The organism is Leptospira ryugenii (assembly GCF_003114855.1).
Lineage (GTDB): Bacteria > Spirochaetota > Leptospiria > Leptospirales > Leptospiraceae > Leptospira_A > Leptospira_A ryugenii.
Genome location: NZ_BFBB01000002.1, coordinates 514,187 through 532,785, shown reverse-complemented (window position 1 = coordinate 532,785; position 18,599 = coordinate 514,187). Strand labels below are relative to the sequence as shown.

The 18,599-nt window shown below is 38.9% G+C and carries 15 protein-coding genes; 9 read left to right on the top strand and 6 right to left on the bottom strand.

The annotated features are described in order from the left end of the window. The first annotated feature begins 19 nt into the window (after positions 1–19). Genes DI060_RS03290 through DI060_RS03280 form a run of 3 tightly spaced genes read left to right on the top strand, consistent with a single transcriptional unit; the run spans position 20 to position 3,403 of the window. The gene (locus DI060_RS03290) at positions 20–808 is read left to right on the top strand and encodes an AAA family ATPase (RefSeq protein ID WP_108973642.1); all 789 of its coding nucleotides are present in this window, start codon (positions 20–22) and stop codon (positions 806–808) included. Further along, the gene (locus DI060_RS03285; protein ID WP_108973640.1) at positions 809–2,014 is read left to right on the top strand and encodes a VWA domain-containing protein; all 1,206 of its coding nucleotides are present in this window, start codon (positions 809–811) and stop codon (positions 2,012–2,014) included. A gap of 42 nt (positions 2,015–2,056) precedes the next feature. Then, positions 2,057–3,403, top strand: a complete 1,347-nt coding sequence (locus DI060_RS03280) for a PrsW family intramembrane metalloprotease (protein WP_108973638.1) — start codon at positions 2,057–2,059, stop codon at positions 3,401–3,403. Here the strand turns inward: DI060_RS03280 and DI060_RS03275 are convergent. Then, a complete protein-coding gene (locus tag DI060_RS03275; protein ID WP_108973636.1) occupies positions 3,400–4,449 on the bottom strand; it encodes an LB_137 family protein in 1,050 nt (349 codons plus the stop codon). The genes DI060_RS03280 and DI060_RS03275 overlap by 4 nt on opposite strands. An 80-nt stretch (positions 4,450–4,529) precedes the next feature. Between DI060_RS03275 and DI060_RS03270 the strand changes: the two genes are divergently transcribed. Beyond that, positions 4,530–6,053: a PP2C family protein-serine/threonine phosphatase gene (locus tag DI060_RS03270; protein WP_108973634.1), complete on the top strand. Its 1,524-nt coding sequence runs from the start codon at positions 4,530–4,532 to the stop codon at positions 6,051–6,053. After that, positions 6,050–7,615 carry a tetratricopeptide repeat protein gene (locus DI060_RS03265; protein ID WP_244594254.1) on the top strand — a complete coding sequence of 522 codons (1,566 nt, stop codon included), beginning with the start codon at positions 6,050–6,052 and terminating at the stop codon, positions 7,613–7,615. The genes DI060_RS03270 and DI060_RS03265 overlap by 4 nt, the downstream gene beginning before the upstream one ends. Here the strand turns inward: DI060_RS03265 and DI060_RS03260 are convergent. Beyond that, positions 7,612–7,935, bottom strand: coding sequence for an STAS domain-containing protein (locus DI060_RS03260; RefSeq protein ID WP_108973632.1), 324 nt, complete (start codon positions 7,933–7,935; stop codon positions 7,612–7,614). The genes DI060_RS03265 and DI060_RS03260 overlap by 4 nt on opposite strands. Positions 7,936–8,017: 82 nt before the next feature. Beyond that, positions 8,018–8,200 (bottom strand): hypothetical protein, encoded by a 183-nt coding sequence (locus DI060_RS03255; protein ID WP_108973630.1) that lies wholly within the window; start codon positions 8,198–8,200, stop codon positions 8,018–8,020. A gap of 97 nt (positions 8,201–8,297) precedes the next feature. On the opposite strand from DI060_RS03255, the gene DI060_RS03250 reads away from it, so the two are divergent. Together DI060_RS03250 and DI060_RS03245 are read left to right on the top strand one after the other, a co-directional pair. Further along, complete coding sequence (locus DI060_RS03250; protein ID WP_108973628.1) at positions 8,298–10,403, top strand: putative bifunctional diguanylate cyclase/phosphodiesterase; 2,106 nt, start codon at positions 8,298–8,300, stop codon at positions 10,401–10,403. A 35-nt stretch (positions 10,404–10,438) separates the two neighbouring features. After that, the gene (locus tag DI060_RS03245; protein ID WP_108973626.1) at positions 10,439–11,215 is read left to right on the top strand and encodes a M48 family metallopeptidase; all 777 of its coding nucleotides are present in this window, start codon (positions 10,439–10,441) and stop codon (positions 11,213–11,215) included. Positions 11,216–11,236: 21 nt separating this feature from the next. On the opposite strand, the gene DI060_RS03240 is transcribed toward DI060_RS03245, so the two are convergent. Together DI060_RS03240 and DI060_RS03235 are read right to left on the bottom strand one after the other, a co-directional pair. Then, positions 11,237–11,809 carry an MORN repeat-containing protein gene (locus tag DI060_RS03240; RefSeq protein WP_108973624.1) on the bottom strand — a complete coding sequence of 191 codons (573 nt, stop codon included), beginning with the start codon at positions 11,807–11,809 and terminating at the stop codon, positions 11,237–11,239. A 46-nt stretch (positions 11,810–11,855) separates the two neighbouring features. Next, a complete protein-coding gene (locus DI060_RS03235) occupies positions 11,856–13,880 on the bottom strand; it encodes an ATP-dependent helicase (RefSeq protein ID WP_108973623.1) in 2,025 nt (674 codons plus the stop codon). A 73-nt stretch (positions 13,881–13,953) separates the two neighbouring features. On the opposite strand from DI060_RS03235, the gene DI060_RS03230 reads away from it, so the two are divergent. Beyond that, on the top strand, positions 13,954–15,063 hold the full coding sequence (locus tag DI060_RS03230; protein ID WP_108973622.1) for a response regulator: 1,110 nt from the start codon (positions 13,954–13,956) through the stop codon (positions 15,061–15,063). Positions 15,064–15,075: 12 nt separating this feature from the next. On the opposite strand, the gene DI060_RS03225 is transcribed toward DI060_RS03230, so the two are convergent. Continuing rightward, on the bottom strand, positions 15,076–15,423 hold the full coding sequence (locus tag DI060_RS03225; RefSeq protein WP_135354978.1) for a hypothetical protein: 348 nt from the start codon (positions 15,421–15,423) through the stop codon (positions 15,076–15,078). A 212-nt stretch (positions 15,424–15,635) separates the two neighbouring features. Between DI060_RS03225 and DI060_RS03220 the strand changes: the two genes are divergently transcribed. Continuing rightward, positions 15,636–18,596 carry an LPS-assembly protein LptD gene (locus tag DI060_RS03220; RefSeq protein WP_439956883.1) on the top strand — a complete coding sequence of 987 codons (2,961 nt, stop codon included), beginning with the start codon at positions 15,636–15,638 and terminating at the stop codon, positions 18,594–18,596. The last annotated feature ends 3 nt before the right edge of the window (positions 18,597–18,599 follow it).

The following is an 18,599-nucleotide window of genomic DNA, read 5'->3' as shown; positions in this document are numbered from 1 at the left end:
CTGAATGTAGAGGTTGTCGATGCCAGAATATATCCTTTCAGAAGAGTTAAAAGAAGCCGTACAAGTGGCTGAAATTACAATGAGGCCCCTTTTATTAAAGGGTGAGCCTGGAACTGGGAAAACTCTTCTAGCAAGCCATGTTGCAGAATCCAAAAATCTTCCTTTCTTTCGATGGCATGTCAAATCCACAAGTCTTGCAAAAGAAGGTCTCTACTTTTATGACGCTGTCTCTCGCCTGAATGACTCCCGTTTTCCTGACCAAGCTTCGATGGAAAGAGTACGAAATGTAAAAAACTACATCCAATTGGGTGCCTTGGGAGAAGCGTATTCTCTCCCAAATAAGTCTGTTGTATTAATTGATGAGATCGACAAGGCAGATATCGAATTTCCGAATGATCTTTTATTAGAATTAGATAAAATGGAGTTTTTCATTTCAGAGACCAAGGAATTGGTCTCTGCGAAGGTGAGACCCATGATTATCATCACTTCCAACAATGAGAAAGAATTACCGGACGCTTTTTTACGCCGTTGTATTTTTCATTACATTGAATTCCCCCGAAAAGAAACAATGCGTGAGATTGTTTTGGCTCATTTTCCAAGAATCCAAACCGAACTCATGGAAAAAGCTTTGGCTATGTTTTACACAATTCGAAAAATAGATTCACTTAGAAAAAAACCTTCAACGAGCGAACTTCTGGATTGGATCCAGATTTTACTACATACTGGGGAAACTCTTGACTCAAGTAAAATTCCTTTCGCAGGTACGCTGTTCAAATCAGAAGAGGATTACAGGGTACATCTAAATTAAATGTTTCTAAACCTTTTCTATAATCTCAGGAGTGAGTCGGTTCCTTGTTCGACTGGTGAGCTAATTGCATTTTTGCATTCAATCCGATCATTAACTGATCCCAAAGGATATATTTCACTGAACACTTTGTACAGAGTTGGTCGAATGAACTTTGCAAAGGATTTAAAGTATTTTGATGGATATGACCTTGGTTTTACCAAGACCTTTGCTCATTTCCAAGAGACCAAAATTCAATTGCGTGATGAGCTGTATGAATGGCTGAACCAACGTTTTGACCAAATGCTCTCTGAGGAGCAAAAGAAAAAAGCGCCTCAGTACTCTATGGAAGAGCTATGGGAAGAGTTGAAAAAAAGGTTAGAAGAACAAACTGAAAAACATGACGGAGGAAAAAAATGGATAGGTACGGGGGGGACCTCTCCATTTGGGAACTCTGGTTATAATCCAAATGGCATTCGGATGGGGGGAGAAGAAGGAGCAGGGAATCGTACAGGTATCAGTGAATGGACAGAACGCAATTATAAAGCCTACCGTGAAGACCAAATTTTGGATACTAGGTCCATTCAGATGGCACTCAAGGAACTGCGAAATCTAAAAAAAGAAGGGAAAAAGGACCTTCATATAGAAAAAACGATACGTAAAACCTGTGAAAATGCGGGAGAAATTGAATTTGTAGAGGAACGTGAAAGAAAAAACTCTCTTCGATTGGTCTTGGTAATGGACATAGGAGGGAGTATGACAATACACTCCGACCGGGTTTCGACTTTATTTAGCGCTAGTAAGTCGATCTATCATTTTAAGGAAGTCCATAACTTTTTCTTTCATAATATTTTTCATGATTATTTATATACCGACCATGATTTTTCAAATCGAATTACTTTGGATCATTTTAAAGAAAAATTCAGAAAGAACACAAAGATAATTTTTGTTGGCGATGCATATATGGCACCATATGAACTTTTCAGTGCCCCATATAATCCTTATGCGTATCACCGAGAATCAGAGGAAGAAAGGAAGAAAAAGCGAAAAAGTGGACTTGATTCACTCAAGGAACTTACTGATGTTTTCCAAGATTCAGTCTGGTTAAACCCAGAACCAAAACATTTCTGGTCAGCACCAACCATTGATGCTATACACACTGTTGTACCAATGTTTCCTTTGAGCGTCGAAGGGATACGACAAGCCGTTCGTTCCTTGCTCGGAAAATAATTTCATTTCTGCTATCGCCGATGTCGTTAATTAAAATACGATATGGGAGAATTTATATCCTTTTCTAGCTTTTTGATTTTTGGCATCAATTTAGCGACTGTACTTTTTTATTATGTCTTTTATCGCTTTCATTTCTATCATTATACAGAAACAGTCCTTCATTCCATAGCCATTTCATTTTCCGTTTTTAGTGCAGGCATCGCACTTGCCATGCAAGCTTCAATTTTATCTATCTATCCATATCCGAATCATTTTTTCAAAGCATTCATTCTCTCTGCCAGCGTAGAAGAGATTGCTAAATTGCTGGGAATTTTAATCTTTTTTCGAAAGAATCAGGATGATTTCTCTGTTACTGACGGTATCTTTTACGGATTGGTTTTGGGAGGAGTTTTTGGCCTATTTGAAAACATACTATACTTTATAGACTCAGGTCTTTGGTCACAGGTGCTTCGGTCAATTACCTCCTTACCAATCCATATGATCAATGGAGGTTTGATCGGCGGCTATCTGATGGTATTTCTGTTTTCAGGAAATGGACTTGTTCGTTGGATACGTTTGTGTTTGGGCCTTTTGATTTGTATTGGCTTTCACACCTTTTATAATTATGCCCTCTTTTTGGATATCTATCCAATGTTCACTCTACCCACTTGTTTATTAGGATTGTTCCTAATACTTGAATTCAAAATCGCAAAGTCCCGCGTTATTTTGCCTGGAAATGTTTTGAAACTCATGGAAATGACAGTTGAAGAGTATCAAATTTTAAGTAGACACAACAGACATGAAGGTTGGATACAGAATGTACAAAAAAATATTAATCTCAAAACGATCCATCTATTTCAATTTCCTGGCTCTCGGCATTTGCTTTTGGCAATTTTTTTCTTTTTACCCGCAATTATCTCTGTTACGGTTTGGATCATAGAACCTCACTGGATCAATCGAATCTTTCCTGAGTTGGAGCCAAAAGATTACTTTGCCCTATTCATAATTTATCCATTTTTGCTTGGATTTATGGTCTTTTTTGGAGGTGTGATCAATCCATATTTTTTCCGAGATAGGATGCTCGCCGTTCCACTTTTTGGTTCCGTTGATGTTAGAACGGGTGAGTCGGAGGAAAATACAGCTCTATACTATATAGACTGGAACAAATTCTTTATCCCCATTTCAAAGATATATGAGCCCAACACAAAAGCTGAATTTGATTTATACGTTGGTGTAAAAATGTACTCGCATATTACAGGAAAAATTCTTTGGTCTAAGGAAACAGAAGAGGGGAACTGTGGAGCTATGTGTAAACTAGACCAAATCCCGATTCGCTTTCTTCTACACTGGAATCTTGTGAGGTTTCGACAAAATCTAAAGAATTTATTTATCCGAAGGAGTTTTTATTAAAATCTAGTTTCAAACTCGAATCCGTATTGCATAACTTTGAATGCTTGCGAACTATCCCACGGTCTTTCTTTAGGTATCGATTGATCGCGTATCCAAGGCTTTAACCATACTGCATTTGAATTTCCCTTTTCGCTTACATTTTGTCCTAAGTAAAATGAATCATAAAGTGAATAAGACAAAAATCCCAGAAATACCAAACTATACATCCGAAATCTTTGGTTGTGAAATTCGTATCTATCATTGCCAAGAACATTACTGACTAAAAAAAGTTGTCCATTTGGTCCAGGAATTACTTCTAAGTCTTTATTAATCGCATCAACAGATTGATTGTATTCATATAACATTCCCAAGGCGGATACTGCAGTCCCGCCAAATAACACGACAGCCTTGCCATATTTTTTTTCGATCACCGGTTGGTATCCGGGGATAACCTTCGGAGTTTCCTTAACTATAATTTCTGTAATTTCTGGCTTTTTCAAAAATTCAAATGAGATCAAATCAGTCTGTTTAAACGACTGTTTGGCTTGCGTTTTGCCATCTGTTTGGATTTCCCAAATATCATCTTTCACCGAAATAAGAGTTCCAAACCCTTTAAAGTTTTGTGTTTCCCAAAGACCAAAGGTGGTTCTTTGAAAGTGATAAGAATAATCATACTCCGATGAAAATATTGCCTTGATACGCTGGAATTTTTTAATCGGAAGGATTTCTAATTTAAGCGGGTTTTCTTTGTCTACAAAGGAGATCTGTTTGCCATTGATCTTATGTAGAAGTTTTTCACAATTCTCATCCTTTTCGTCAACATATTGTACGCAAACTGGAATTCCCTCATATCCTACTTCTACACCTTCCAATTCGCTCAATAGGATCTTAACAGTTTTGCCTTTCTCTTGCCATAAAACAAAGGTAGAAGTGATACTAATCGCCTTGCCTAGAGAGGTTGTTCCGTTTTTCCATTTCAGTTTGTCTGCATTGATTGCCCAAGGTAGAGCAAAATAGAGAATCAGGGGAAAATACCTGATTAAATGGAATTTAAAAAATTTGCCCATCTCGCGCTTCTGCTCGTTCGAAAACCTATTTTTTATGATAGATTTCTCTTTGTTATCTATCGACAATATCAAAAGCAACCGTGACTAAAAGTAAACTCAAAACGACAAATTCACTGCGATTCAAAATAGGGCTTTTTTACTCCCTACTTGCACTTTTGAATATTATCTTTTTCACCGTAATGATTTTTGAAAATCAATCGGATTTACTTCTGAAAAATTTTCAATTCCAATCAGAGAATCTAGCGAACACAATCCTTGCGGATTTGCAAAACATTGGTTTAACAAAGGAAAGGGACCAAGCATTTGAGGTCTTCCGAAAAACTTTAAAATTGTATGAGATCGAGTCTTTTTATGTATTCGATCGAGAAGGTAAGGTTTGGCTAAGAGAACCTAGCACAAGTATTGAGATGTCCATACCAGAATCCGTATTAAAAAAGACCAAAGATGTATCCTCAGACAAAGAAGGAAATCTATTCAAAGCAAGATACAACCTAGACCTGAATGAAGCCGACTTTACAGTTGATTTTCTTTTGCCGATCCAATCAGCAACTGGCGAGGAAATCTTTCTCTTCACTCATTTCAATATTTCTTCCATCCAAGAACGTTTGAAACAACTCTACATCCAAGTAGCCTATGCGGTCGCATGGGGCATAGTGTTCCATTTGATTTTTGCCATTTTGGTCTATCGAGCCATCTTTCGTAGGGTTGGTATACTTGAAACTGCTTCCAAAGATATGGCCGAAGGCAATTTGAAAACAAGGGTAGACTGGGGATTTAAAAGTGAAGATGAACTCGATAGCCTAGGAAGATCCTTTAATAGTATGGCTGAGGAGATCGAGACAAAGGTAAATACAATCACACGATTGAACCATGAGATCAACCAAGAATTGCAAATTGGAAAAGAGGTTCAGGAATTATTTTTGCCTCCAAACAAACGATACAAAAAATTTAATATTGGTAAAATCTACCGTCCAATGCGGGAAGTATCAGGTGACATCTACCAATACTTTTACTTCCCAGAGGAGAACGGACAAGAATTCTACGGATTTTTCCTTGCCGATGCATCTGGTCATGGTGTTTCAGCAGCCTTAGTAACAGTCGTTATGGCAATGTCTTTGCAGGGGATTATGAAGGAAAACCATGACCCCATTTCCGCAATAAACCTATTAGGTGGCACAATTGCAAATCGCTTACAAGCTAGCTTCTTTGCAACAGGTGTTTTTGTCACTTTTGATGAGCCGGGAAAAGTCAAATTTGTGAATGCAGGCCACAATGCCCCCTTTATCATTCGACCAAATACAAAAGAATTGATTTACATTGATAGTTCAGGTCCTCCTCTAGGGATGGGCGATGACATTCAATATTCTTTGGACACCTTTCCCGTGTCTGCGGGCGACAAGATCGTACTGTATACAGATGGCGTGGTAGAAACGCCCATGAAAGATGGAAATCTTTATGGTTTGGACCGATTTGCAAATTTAGTTTTAGAAAATATAGAAAAACCAAACCAGGAAATCGTTGAATTGGCAATGGCTGATTTGGATCGGCTTCACGAAGAATACAAAGATGATGTCACCATGATCATCATTGAAGTTCCAGCATGAGAAAGGCGTTTCTTTTTTCTTTGTTTTTTCTACTCTTTGCCTTTTTTGCCCTAGCATCCCAGGCTATAGTCAGTGTTAAACTACAAGAACTAAGGTTCGGTATTCTACGTGACCAGCTCATGAACTATGAGCTTTCTTCACAAACGTTAAGAGAAAGACTGAAACAAATGTTTCTCTCCAAAGATGATTATATCACTGAGGTAAAAGTGAATATTCTTGAATCTGGAATCATGAATTCTGAAACAAAAGGTCTGGATTTAGAAATGGGGATCAAGGACCGATTCGGACTTATCGTAATCAATTTTGTGCGGGCCTTAAATTTTAAACCTTTTCTTGAACTAGAGGAACAGCAAAAAACAATCCTTCGCCTTCAATTTGCTTTCTACATGGAGAGAACAAGAAAGTATGCAATTGCTGCTAAAAAATATGAAGAATTAGAAGAATCTTTGAATGGATCTTTATCGGATGAACATGCGTTTACTCTTTTGCACCATGGATACTGTCTGGTAATGATGGGAGATAGAAACCATGCGTTTGTTAAATTGCAGAAGGCTATCGATTTGTTTCCAGGCACACACTATGCGGAAAATGCAGAATTATTGATCAGTTTTCTACAAGATAGCGAAAAGAATAAATCAGAGCTTGAAAAACTAAATAAAAGACCTGAAGACCGAGCGATACTGAGCTTTCAAACTGGAGACTATGAAGGTACCCTCAAAGCACTTGAATCTTTGCCAAAATTAACAAATGATCAATCCTACATTAAAGCTAGGTCAATGGAAGAATTGGGCATTACATCAAATGCCGTAAAAGAATATATTCAACTAGTCAAACAAAAAGAAAACAAAGAAATAGCCATCAAAGCAAATCGTCGACTTTTACTGATAGGCAATTTCTATCAGGAAAATAAATCCTTAGTAGAGTTTTCAAAAAACGAAGCGACGAAATTAGGTGATGAGAAGGCGGCAACGCAAATTGAAGAGGGAAAGACTTTAGCCTTAAAACCTATGATTGTAGAAAAAATTCTGAAGGCAGAGACAGAATCGTCTAGTAAAGAAGACGTAAAAGAGCTTGCAGAAATTAAGGATTCTTTGAAGGAATCGCTCATCGAGTCTAAAGAAGAGAATACAAAATTATTAACAGTCGTTAAAGAAGAAAAAATTCCTGTGCTTGCGGAGGATTTAAACCCCGCAGAAAAACAAATAGCCATAGAAGAAAAGGTTATCGAAAAAAAGGACATTCCACCTCCAAAGAAAGTTGAAACAAAGATGTATGTTCGGATGCGAGATGGCAGGGAAGTGACCTGCGAGGTGATTGTCTCGGACGGTGCCCTAGCTCATCTAAATCTCGGAAGTTTTAAGCTCAGTGTCCCACTAGAGATGGTGGCAAAGGTCTACACCAACGAGGGCACGGATGGGAAAACAGTCACAATTTCCGGGGCAGGTAAAGTTCCGAGTGTCGGCAACGAATGGAGGCGGAACCAAGAAGGGGTCTGGATGTCGAAAGAAAACTCCGACCAAAGGTGGCAAGATGAGGAAATCAGAGAAATCCGTTTACGTTAAGGGAGTTCGTTCTCGCCGCCTAAAATGGTGAAAAACTTATCCAAACTCGAGAGTTTGAGGATTACCATCACATCTTGGCTTACATTCAGAAGGAAGAAGGTACCTTCTTCTGATTTTAGCTTTTTCTGAAGGTTTGCCAAAAGGGCGATGCCAGAACTATCTAGAAGTTTGATGTTCACCATGTCGATTGCGACCGATTCAGCGCCATCATCGATGATCTTATGCAATTCCTTTTTGAGGGCTGGTGCAGAATAGATATCCAAAGAACCCTCTAAAGTAACTACAATGTGATTTTTGACCTGTTTCGTTGTGAAATTCATTCAACTTCCTACTAGCTTGATATTCTCTCGATTTCGAGGAATTTTGTAAAGACTTTTTAGAGACAAAGCCCTGGGACAGGCTTCAAGTATGAGAGATTTTTCTCAAAATTTCGGTGACTGCTTGGTTGTAGCCATCAAAACCTCCCTTGTCGTAATCCGCTAGGTTTTTGTATTCCAAACCGCTCATTTCCACTAACATCTTCCTTAGCTCATTTTCCAAGTAGTCTTTACGTATATAAGTGGTTTCAAAGATTTTAGGATGCACACTCCTATTTCAATTATCTGAAAGAAAAATCAAAGTCTTTTTCTTTTTGGTTTGGTACGAAATGGATTTCCCATAATATTGCTCCTAGTCTTTTCCTATGGGCAAACCGCTTAGCATCATTATCGTTTCCAGTGACCAAGAAGAAGCCTTTCATGTGGTGAGGGAAGTTAAAGCACAGGGCTTCTCTCCGCTCTACCAAATCATTTCAAAAAAATCGGACTGGGACAGCCGTATCCATGAAGAAGATTGGGATGCCATTCTAGTATCATACAGATGGAATAGCGAAGTGACTCCTATGTCCTTGTTAGATGACCTTCATTTCCATGGTTTGGATATACCTTTCATCATTTTAGCATCCGAGGAGGATTTTCCCATAGCTTTACAATTGATGCAGGCTGGAGCTTCCGATATCATCGATTCAAAAACCTTATTTCGATTAACACAGGTTCTAGAAAGGGAAAGAAGAGAGCTGGTCTTCCGCAGAGAAAAGGAGATTACTCAAAATTATTTAGAGGGCTCTCTCAATGAACTCCAATTTCAGAAATATGCACTCGACCAAGCAAACATAGTTTCCATTACGGACGCGAATGGCATCATTACGTATGTAAACGAAAAGCTAGTAAAAATTTCAGGTTTTAGTAAAGAGGAATTGATCGGCAATTCCCATCGCATTCTCAAATCACAGGATAAAACCAAAGAAGAGTGGAGAATGATGTGGGATACCATCAGCCAAGGAATGACTTGGGTTGGTGAAATTAAAAATACGAAAAAAGATGGTTCATTCTATTTTATAGAAACTACAATCGTTCCATTCCGAGGAGAGGACGGAAGTATCTTCCAATACATAGCGATTTCAAAAGACATCACCGATCGTAAATTAGCAGAAGACCAATTATTGTATGATGCATTTTATGATGTCTTAACAGATTTACCAAATAGAGCATTGTTCTTAGCAAGAGTTGAGCAGAGGATTTTTGAGTTCAATACCAAATCTATAGGTTATCCGATTTTGATCTCATTGAACATAGATAATTTCAAAAGGATCAATCATTCTTTGGGTACAGAGGCTGGAGATTTTGTGCTGAAGGCATTTGCGGATCGAATTTCAAAGTTTTGTGGTTTAAATGCTACGATTTCTCGATTGGGTGCAGATACATTTGCTATATTGGCAATAGACTTTCTAAGCGTAGAGGATGCGGGACTCTTCATTGGCAAACTCAAAGAACACCTAAAAGAACTGATCGAATACAATGGCTATGAGATTTTTTTGACCTCATCATTTGGACTAGCAGGATTCGGTCTCGCAGGAAGAGAAGCTGAGGAGCTTCTCCGAAATGCGGAGATTGCTATGTTCCATTCAAAAGAGTTAGGTGTAGGTAGCACATCCAGCTTCAACCATTCTATGAAGGAAAAAATCCAAAACCAATTAGAAATCCAAAATGATTTGGCTAAAGGACTGGAGAGAAGGGAGTTTTTAGTTTTTTACCAACCTATCTATGATATAGCAACCAAACAAATCGTACACTGGGAAGCACTGGTGCGTTGGAAACATCCGAAAAAGGGGATGGTCTCTCCTGCTGACTTTATACCGATGGCTGAAAACTCTGGTTTTATTTTACCATTAACAAAATTTGTCTTAGAAGAATCTGGGGATTTCATCAAAGCAATGGAGTTACTTTCTTTTAAGAGAATTGGTGTTGCAATCAATCTTTCACCTCAAGTATTCGTACATCAGAATATATTCAATTGGGTTGTAGAACTAAAAGAAAGTAAGGATATCCCTTTCCAATCGATTCAAATGGAAATAACAGAAAGTTTGGCTATGAAGAATATGGCAGAGACTACCCCAATTTTAGCCAATCTGCAGGATCTGGGTGTAAAGATTTCTTTGGATGATTTTGGTACGGGCTATTCCTCATTATCTTATCTGGAAAAATTACCACTTAACACGGTTAAGATTGATAAGTCTTTTTTGAATGACGTGAAAAAAGGATCTACACAGGCACGCTTGCTCGTATCTATCATCCATATGGCACACGATCTTGGATATAAGGTAGTTGCGGAAGGTGTAGAAGAGAAAGATCAGTTTGAACTTTTGAGGGAATTCAATTGTGACATGATACAGGGTTATCTAATCTCAAAACCCTTGCCTAGCCAAAGCGCTCTAGATTTTTTACAAAAGTTTACTGGACAAATAGATTAGATTTTCCAAATCTCTTTTCATTGGTAAATTTGCCTATGAAACGTACATCTATATTTTTACTTCTATTCCTATTGATTGCAGCTTGTAAAACTTCACCCACAGGCAGAAAACAATTGATTCTCCTCAAAGATGCGGAGATGAACCAATTGGGAGAAGAAGCCTTCCAAGACTTGAAGTCAAAAGTTCCCATCGAAACATCAGACTCCATCAATCGATATGTGAAGTGCATTGTCCTTGCAGAACTTGCTTTTACGGACGATGATACTGGAGTATCTTCTTGGGAGGTAGTTGTGTTTCGAGACTCAAGTCCGAATGCATTCGCCCTTCCTGGAGGAAAGATTGGAGTGCACACTGGCATTTTACCGATCGCAAAAACACCCGGACAATTGGCAGCCGTTCTTGGCCATGAGATTGGTCATGTAATTGCTCGGCATGGAAATGAACGTGTTTCCCAAAACCAGGTCACACAGGGGGGCATGGAGGCGCTCGGAAAGATTGGAAAAAAAGAAATGGCGGGTATACTCGGTGGAGGAGCGAAGTATGGAGTTCTCCTTCCCTTTTCGAGAGCGCACGAATCAGAGGCTGATCTAATCGGGCTCAAAATTATGGCTAAGGCTGGCTTCGATCCTACGGAAAGTGTCAAACTTTGGGAGAATATGAGTGCTTTGGGGGGGAATAAACCTAACGAGCTAATGTCAACCCATCCATCGGATGCAACTAGGATGAAAAATCTAAATGACAATATGCAAGATGCCCTCCAGTTGAAGAGGGAGGCAGAGCTCCGAGGCATCGTTCCAAATTGTAAATTGTAATCGGTTTTGCTTGCGATTGGATCAATCGCAAAGTAGCTTCCTTTGGCTCACCTGACACTCTTTTGGTGAGCCTGACTCAATTAAAGTTCCTTTTCCTTCCATACCATCATTTTTAAATTCACCATTCAAGGACTTACCATCTTGGAAGGTATAAATGCCCTTTCCATTGATTTGCCCTGATTTAAATTCTCCGACGTATTTGTCTCCATTCTTGAAAAAGTACTCTCCAGCCCCGTCCTTCTGGTCAGCCAAGTAATTGCCAACAAACTTCTCACCATCCACGTATTCGAACTGTCCTTTTCCTTCCCTTAGGTCATTCTTGAAACTTCCAGTGTAAATATCTCCATTATCATAGATATACTTGCCTAAACCGTTTACGCAGTCACCTTCCACACAGCCTTTTTTTGCGTTGGTTTTGGATGGGTCAGCACCCTCGACGATCTCTACCTTTCTTTCTTTTGCAGATTCTGTTTTTGTATCTTGGGATGGCTCATTTGAATTTGTTTTTTCTTCACTGGAAGAACAATTGTTGAATGATAGAACAAAAGCAAGGATTGAAATGAAAAGCAGCTCGCGTCTTACGAGAATTGACATGGAAACCTCCGAACCAGGTAAAACTGTAGGCTAAGAAAAAATAAAATCAATTCAAAAAGTAGTTTTGGATGGCGTCAAAATGAGATGTTTTCTCAGATTGGGTAGAAGGGCTAGAATTAGATACTATTTGTGATGTAGAAGCTGGACTCTCAATTTGGTCATATGTTTCTTTTGGCAATTCAGAAACAAATCGGCTGATCCCTTTTAACGTATTTCCGATCTTCTCATCTACAAGCGAGGCACTGAGAAATAGTTGGTCCTTGGCCCTTGTGACAGCAACATAAAATAACCTTCTTTCCTCTTCCAGGTCTTCAATCGTTCTCATTTTGTTAGTTGGAAATTCACCTTCAATGAGATGGATAACAAAAACAGAATTCCATTCTAGCCCCTTAGCCGAATGGATCGTACTCAGAGTAACAAATCCTTCCGTTTCCTGGTCATTTCTCTCTGTATTTAGGATACTTGACTCTGTTCCTTCGAGGCTCATATCTGTCAAGAATTGGCGCAAACTGGTTTGGTTCTTTACTATTAACTCTAAACTTTCAAAATCCTTAGATCTCTTCTCAAAATCATCATATCGCTTCTCGAATTTATCTTTGTAGTATGCCAAATAAAATTCATAAAAATGTATCGGCTTTGCTTCGGAGAGAGACCGAGCCTTAAGCAATGTCTGGAAGAATGATTGGCAACTATCCTTTGCTTGCTTCGGAAGCTCTGAAATAAGAGGAGTCAATGATTCCCAAGATAGCTCACCGATATTAGAATGATTTTGAAGATAATGTTTGTAAACTAGAGCAGATACTTTTGGTCCAATGCCCTCTTCAAGTTGCAAAACTCTATGAAATGAGATTTGATCAAAAGGATTTTCGATTAATCTTAAATAGGCAAGTACATCTTTGATGTGTGCATTTTCTAGGAATTTTTTCCCACCAAATTTGCGATAGGGGATCCCTTTTTCTGTCAGAGCTATCTCTAAAAGATTGCTGTGCCAACCAGAACGAAACAAAACGGCAATGTCTTTAAATTTTTGACCGTTTTCGTTTAAATGAAGGATTTTTTCTGCAATCCAGTCGGCCTCTGATTTCTCAGAAGAAAACGATATCAATTGAGGTTTCGCATGACTTTCTCTCTTGGAATACAATCGTTTCTCATAGGTTTCTTTAAACTTCTTAAGAGTTTCATTCGCCAAATCCAAAATACCTTGATTACTTCTAAAGTTTTCCTCTAAGGTCAAGACCTTTGTATGAGGAAAAATCTTTGGAAAATCTAATATGTTTTTTACTTCCGCACCACGAAAGCCATAGATACTTTGTGCTTCATCGCCAACGACTGTTATATTTTTGTGTTCTGCGGCAAGCAAGCAGGCAATATGAGCTTGGATACGATTTGTATCTTGGTATTCATCCACAAGGATCGCTTTGAAATCATCGGCAACCCTTTCTCGAATCGACTGGTGTTCCATAAGGACTTGCCGTGCAAATAGCAACAAATCATCAAAGTCTAAAGAGACTGATTCTTTTTTAAGGCTTTCATACCTTTCCTTCACTTTTTGAATTTCTTTACTATCCTTTGCAAATTGTGGGTAATGTTTGGCGAGCGCTTGGCTAAGAGAAAGATTAGAATTGAAGGCACTGGAAAATAAATCTTGTAGACTTTCCTTCTTTGGAAATCTTTTTCTTTGCGCATCGGACAAGATATCCTCTCTTGCAATTCCAATGAGACTTGTCGCATCTTCAATATCCAAAATGGTAAATTGAGGAGGAATGCCAATGGCAGAGCCATACTTGCGGAGTAAGTAATTGCAGAATGAATGGAAGGTTCCTCCGAAAACCCTTCCGACATTAATATCGAGTTTCGCTTTTGCTCGATAGAGCATTTCAGAGGCGGCACGTTTGGTAAAGGTTAAGAGCAAAATTGACTCTGGCGAAAATCCTTGGGATACGAGTCCAATGATTCGATGAACAAGTGTTTTGGTTTTGCCGGTGCCTGCACCTGCAATGATGAGTAAAGGCCCAGCTGGGTATTCAGCTGCTAGTTTCTGAGCCTCGTTCAACAAATCTTCTTTTTTCACATCTTACAGTTTTTTCTCCTTCAATTCATTGACAAATCAGAAATCTTCCTTGAAATGAAGCTTTGTAAAAAATATGGTTTTCTCCTCAGATAGTTCTGAACCAAAGAAGGTATTAGTTGTTGAAGATGAGCGAATCATTGCAATCAATATTTGCTCTACTCTCAAACAATTCGGATACCAGACAGAATATGTCTCAGACGGCGAATCAGCAATCCAAAAGGTTGATAGCGACACATTTGATTTAGTCCTCATGGATATCATGCTAGGTGGCGGTATCGATGGGATAGAAGTCGCAAAGATTGTAAAGAAAAAGCAAGAAATCCCCGTTGTATATTTAACTGCATATTCTGATGAGGCAACCCTAGACCGGGCAAAAAAAACAGAACCATTCGGTTATCTGATAAAACCATTTAACAGCCGTGATTTGTATGTTACTGCCGAAATGGCAATTTACAAATCACAAATCCAGCGCCAATTGAGAGAAATACAACAAAAATTAGCGGAAGCTCAAAAATGGGAAACGATAGGCTTGGTAGCGGCAGGTATCTCTCATGAGATAAACAATCCCCTAACATCAATATTGAATTATTCAGATTTGATTGTTAAAGAGACAGCAGCAGAAAACAATGCATCGCTTTTGTCTTATGCACAAAAAATTGCAAATGAGTCTGAACGGATTGCAAAAATTATTAAAAATTTAGTGCAATATTCGCAGGCTACAAGTGAGCAAAATAGTGAGATCAATGTACTAGAAGTATTCCATGATACCTGTAGTTTTTTACACCAATATTTTTTAAAAGAAAACATACAGTGCGAAGTGTTTTCTGAAACCGAGATTTTTTTAGTGGGACAGGCTCAAAAAATAAAACAAATCTTTTTGAATCTTCTATTGGATGCAAGGGCAAGGGTGCTAAATGCAAAACCAAGTTCAGAAAGCCAAATCAAACTAGAGTTGGTGCAGGCAAACGATAAAGAGATTCATCTCCGATTGAAAGACAATGGAAAAACCAATCCCAATCTCGAATTTGACCACAAGGAATCCATACAGGTCACCAAAATCATGGTAGAAGAATTGGGTGGAAAGATCAATAGAATAGAGGAGGGTTCCGGTGGTTATTGGGATCTAGTTCTACCTTCGCGTTCCCAGAAGAATTCTATCACCGTTGAGACCAGGCAGAATTAAGAGAACCTAGACTCAAAAATTAGATACACTCCCGCTCTCTTCAACAAGTGACTGCAAAATACTTGCTATACGATCCGAATGTAAGATCCAGAAATCCTCTGAAAAAAGTGATTCAACTTGCCGCGTGAAACCAATCCAAGTTCTTTCGTCTATCGTTTGTTTGTCTAAATAATCAGTTAGAACAGCATGGCTCATTGTGTATAGCAATCTATCTCGAATCAGAAAGGAAGTGCCTGTGATAGATTCCGGAGGTTGTAAAGATGGTGAGAGAACGAGACTCCGTAACTTTGTCCCTTCTGCTACTTGGATCCGGTAGTGGATCGTTCCAGGTATCCGCTCCCCATGGTAGGTATTGGGCATGTGATTTGCTCCTCTCCGAAGAAGTCCCAGGTAATTATGTCTGAATCTAAGAATCAGCAAGTCTTTTTCTCTAACAAAAAAGGAAAAAATGCTATAAAAGTACGCAGCTTTTCGCGTTCGCTCCATGAATGAAATTGCTTTTCCCATTGCTTTTTTGGCACTCATTGAGATTCTCGTTATAGCCAATCCTTACGATTTTGCCCGTGCAAACGATTTATCTCATTCTTTTCTACTACCTATTTCTATTCGTTTCTTTTGGGCTGCTAGGTCAGGATATGGACTCGCTTAGGCAAATTTTTCCGGACTCAACTAACCAATCCAGACCAACGGGTGATGAAGAAAGAAAATCAACCGCCAATTCCATCCAAAGAAATTTAATCCAAAAGTCCGTTGATAAAATGACAGACCGAGAAGTAGACGAGAACCTGCGCAACCTAGGTTTGAGTACGCAAGGTACTATCTATGTGAAACGAGAAAGATTACGAGAAGCGATTGTCCCCGAGCCACTCATTGATCCCATGCAAGAGCTCTTAAACCAACAAAACCAAAAGAAAAAAGAGCCACCTATCCAAATCCAAAATGCGGCAGAAGGACAATTGCTCAATATTGATAAGACACAGGGAGGAGTGTTGATCCTCCGAGGAAAGGTAAAATTAAAGATCAAAGGTGGTGAGTTAACTGCAGATTCCGTTTCCATTGATGCCCAAAGACAGGAAGTGTATGCAGAAGGTGGGGTCATCTACAAAGATGGCCAGTCTAAGGTCACTGGTGAGAGATTTTTATACGATATCAAATTAAACCAAGGAGTTGTTTATAATTCTAAACTAAGTGTATACCCAAGTTTTTTCATAGGCCAAAAACTAAAACGTTTAGATGAAAAACGCTACCTTTTAGAAATGGGATACTTTACTGCCTGCAATGCGGAACTCCCTCATGATACCTTTATGGCAAAGAAAATCTTAATATATGATGATCGATCTGTTGTAGCTTACCAAATCACTTTTAAAGTAGGTGGCACGCCAGTATTTTGGCTTCCCGCTCTTTATAACTCAGACACAGGAAATGGTTTAACAACTCAACTTGGAAAAAACAATACGCAAGGATGGTTCTGGCAAAATAGTTACCAATGGTCAGATCCTTATCCAAACTCATTGTTTCTTGCTACAGGATATAAAGCTAGATTTGATGTGTATGAAAAAACGGGTCAAGCAGCTCAGTTAGAGATGTGGAAACTATCACCTAATGTGAATTACAATATCAATCTAGGCTATGCAAACTATAAAAACAACCAAATTACTCCTGCATATGAAGATCGTTTTAGCAATTTTGGTGTTGGAAATGTTGCTGTTACAAATACCGTTGACAGAGGCCCTCTCGTTCCAAACACCTCTTTGCCATTTCGGAATACTGGGATAGATTATGATCCATGGTGGAAGGCCGATTTAAGGTTAAATATCAAATCCAATGATTTCACAAAAGACGTTACTCGTAACATGCAACTTGCTTATGAGAATTATAGCAACAGACAATTTGATTACGAATTTGGAAATCGTTACCAACCTTCCAACTCATTGCAATCCCTCTATTCCTTTCGAGATGTAAGATTTGGATTAATTAAGAACTTACTGAATTGGAGTTTCAATTATACTGAAAACCGTGGTGATTTGAGTGTCAGTCTAGGGATGAACCGTACTTTAGTATATCAAATCCAAGCAGATCGTTATTTTTCAGCGCAGGATACACTGCCTGTGGTCACGATTAAAAATTCATCGGTCGTCGGAACTGTCCCGTATTTTAATAGTCCAGTCTACTGGGACTTTACTTTTTTATCCAACATACAGAAATTATACGGAGCTCCAGTTCAATCTAATTACCCGGGAACGTCAATCGTGGATCCGACAGGAAAGTACAAAGATTTTGTACTCCGTACACAAACATCCATTATGGGAGAGTCTGGATTGCGTTCCCCTATTTCCCTCGGTACTTATGCATCGTTTACTCCCTCATTTTATGTTGGAGCGACAAAACAGACTGCGGAATTCCCGGGTGCAGGTACAGCAGCCAACAGCCCCGACTTAGATTCCAATAAAGCATATGTTACTTTTTTAAGACAACAATCTTACCAATATCTCAGACAATCACATACCGCTAGATTTGGTGTACCAGAACTATTCTTGTCTACCACCTATCGAAGGATTGATGCACAAAAAGCGGAAGTGAAAGATCCTGTATTAGGAAACCAGAGGCAACATGAAGCAGAGCTTGCTTTGGAAAGTTACGCCTTAAATGATTGGGACATCTCGGTTCGCACAATCAGGGACTTAAGAACTCTATCTCCAGACTATAACCCAGGGATTACAAACATGCAAAGATGGTATTTTACCATCTTGCGAGTAGGCGGGTTTATTGATTTTATTGATGGCTTTCAGACAAGAAGGCCGAGTGTTCTAGAAAGAAAACGCAATTTTTATTCCGGAATCTACATCAACAACGATTACATTCACCATACGCCGCAAAATCGATCTCTATCCAATAACTTAACAATCTCTTATAAAATGGGTGGCTTCTCATGGCCTATCATTAGAGCCTTTCGGAGTCTTGAAATCGGAGGTACTTGGTACCACGTTTATAAGGATAATTTTTTGGATAGCTACCGATTCTTTTTTAAGACTGACACAAAAATCACACGTTATTCGGGCATCGAATTAGAACTTGATTCAAGAGTGACAGAACCATGGCGTTTAACAGCTCTTGCCCAAGGACAGTTCTATGCCTATTCATTAACACCTGAGTTGTACACAATACAGTCAGGAACAAATTATGACCAAACTACAATTTGGGAAGATGCAGTGTCAGGGACTGGTGCCAATGGAGAAGAAAGAAGGCAAAAAACTGTTTTTAATATCAATCGCTTTATGACAACGCTAAAATTGGACCTGCACAACTGGGAATTTAGATTGGGATATAGTATGAATTTAAGAGCTTTCCCTGGTGGTTTGACAGGAAACAACCAATTGACTTTTTATGACCAAAGTGTTTATTTTTCTGTGAATGTAATGAACTTCAACTTTGGAGATTCATCAAGTGCACAAGCAGCTAGAGTTCGATTGTATAGATTTAGAAAACGTCCGTTAGATGGAACAACGGAAACCGTTACAGCAGGAGCTCAATAGGTT

What these genes read in the sequence shown, in the direction of transcription:
- DI060_RS03290 (WP_108973642.1), top strand. Translation starts at nt 20, where the DNA reads ATGCCAGAATATATCCTTTCAGAAGAGTTAAAAGAAGCCGTACAAGTG.
- DI060_RS03285 (WP_108973640.1), top strand. Translation starts at nt 809, where the DNA reads ATGTTTCTAAACCTTTTCTATAATCTCAGGAGTGAGTCGGTTCCTTGT.
- DI060_RS03280 (WP_108973638.1), top strand. Translation starts at nt 2,057, where the DNA reads ATGGGAGAATTTATATCCTTTTCTAGCTTTTTGATTTTTGGCATCAAT.
- DI060_RS03275 (WP_108973636.1), bottom strand. Translation starts at nt 4,449, where the DNA reads ATGGGCAAATTTTTTAAATTCCATTTAATCAGGTATTTTCCCCTGATT.
- DI060_RS03265 (WP_244594254.1), top strand. Translation starts at nt 6,050, where the DNA reads ATGAGAAAGGCGTTTCTTTTTTCTTTGTTTTTTCTACTCTTTGCCTTT.
- DI060_RS03260 (WP_108973632.1), bottom strand. Translation starts at nt 7,935, where the DNA reads ATGAATTTCACAACGAAACAGGTCAAAAATCACATTGTAGTTACTTTA.
- DI060_RS03250 (WP_108973628.1), top strand. Translation starts at nt 8,298, where the DNA reads ATGGGCAAACCGCTTAGCATCATTATCGTTTCCAGTGACCAAGAAGAA.
- DI060_RS03245 (WP_108973626.1), top strand. Translation starts at nt 10,439, where the DNA reads ATGAAACGTACATCTATATTTTTACTTCTATTCCTATTGATTGCAGCT.
- DI060_RS03240 (WP_108973624.1), bottom strand. Translation starts at nt 11,809, where the DNA reads ATGTCAATTCTCGTAAGACGCGAGCTGCTTTTCATTTCAATCCTTGCT.
- DI060_RS03230 (WP_108973622.1), top strand. Translation starts at nt 13,954, where the DNA reads ATGGTTTTCTCCTCAGATAGTTCTGAACCAAAGAAGGTATTAGTTGTT.
- DI060_RS03225 (WP_135354978.1), bottom strand. Translation starts at nt 15,423, where the DNA reads ATGCCCAATACCTACCATGGGGAGCGGATACCTGGAACGATCCACTAC.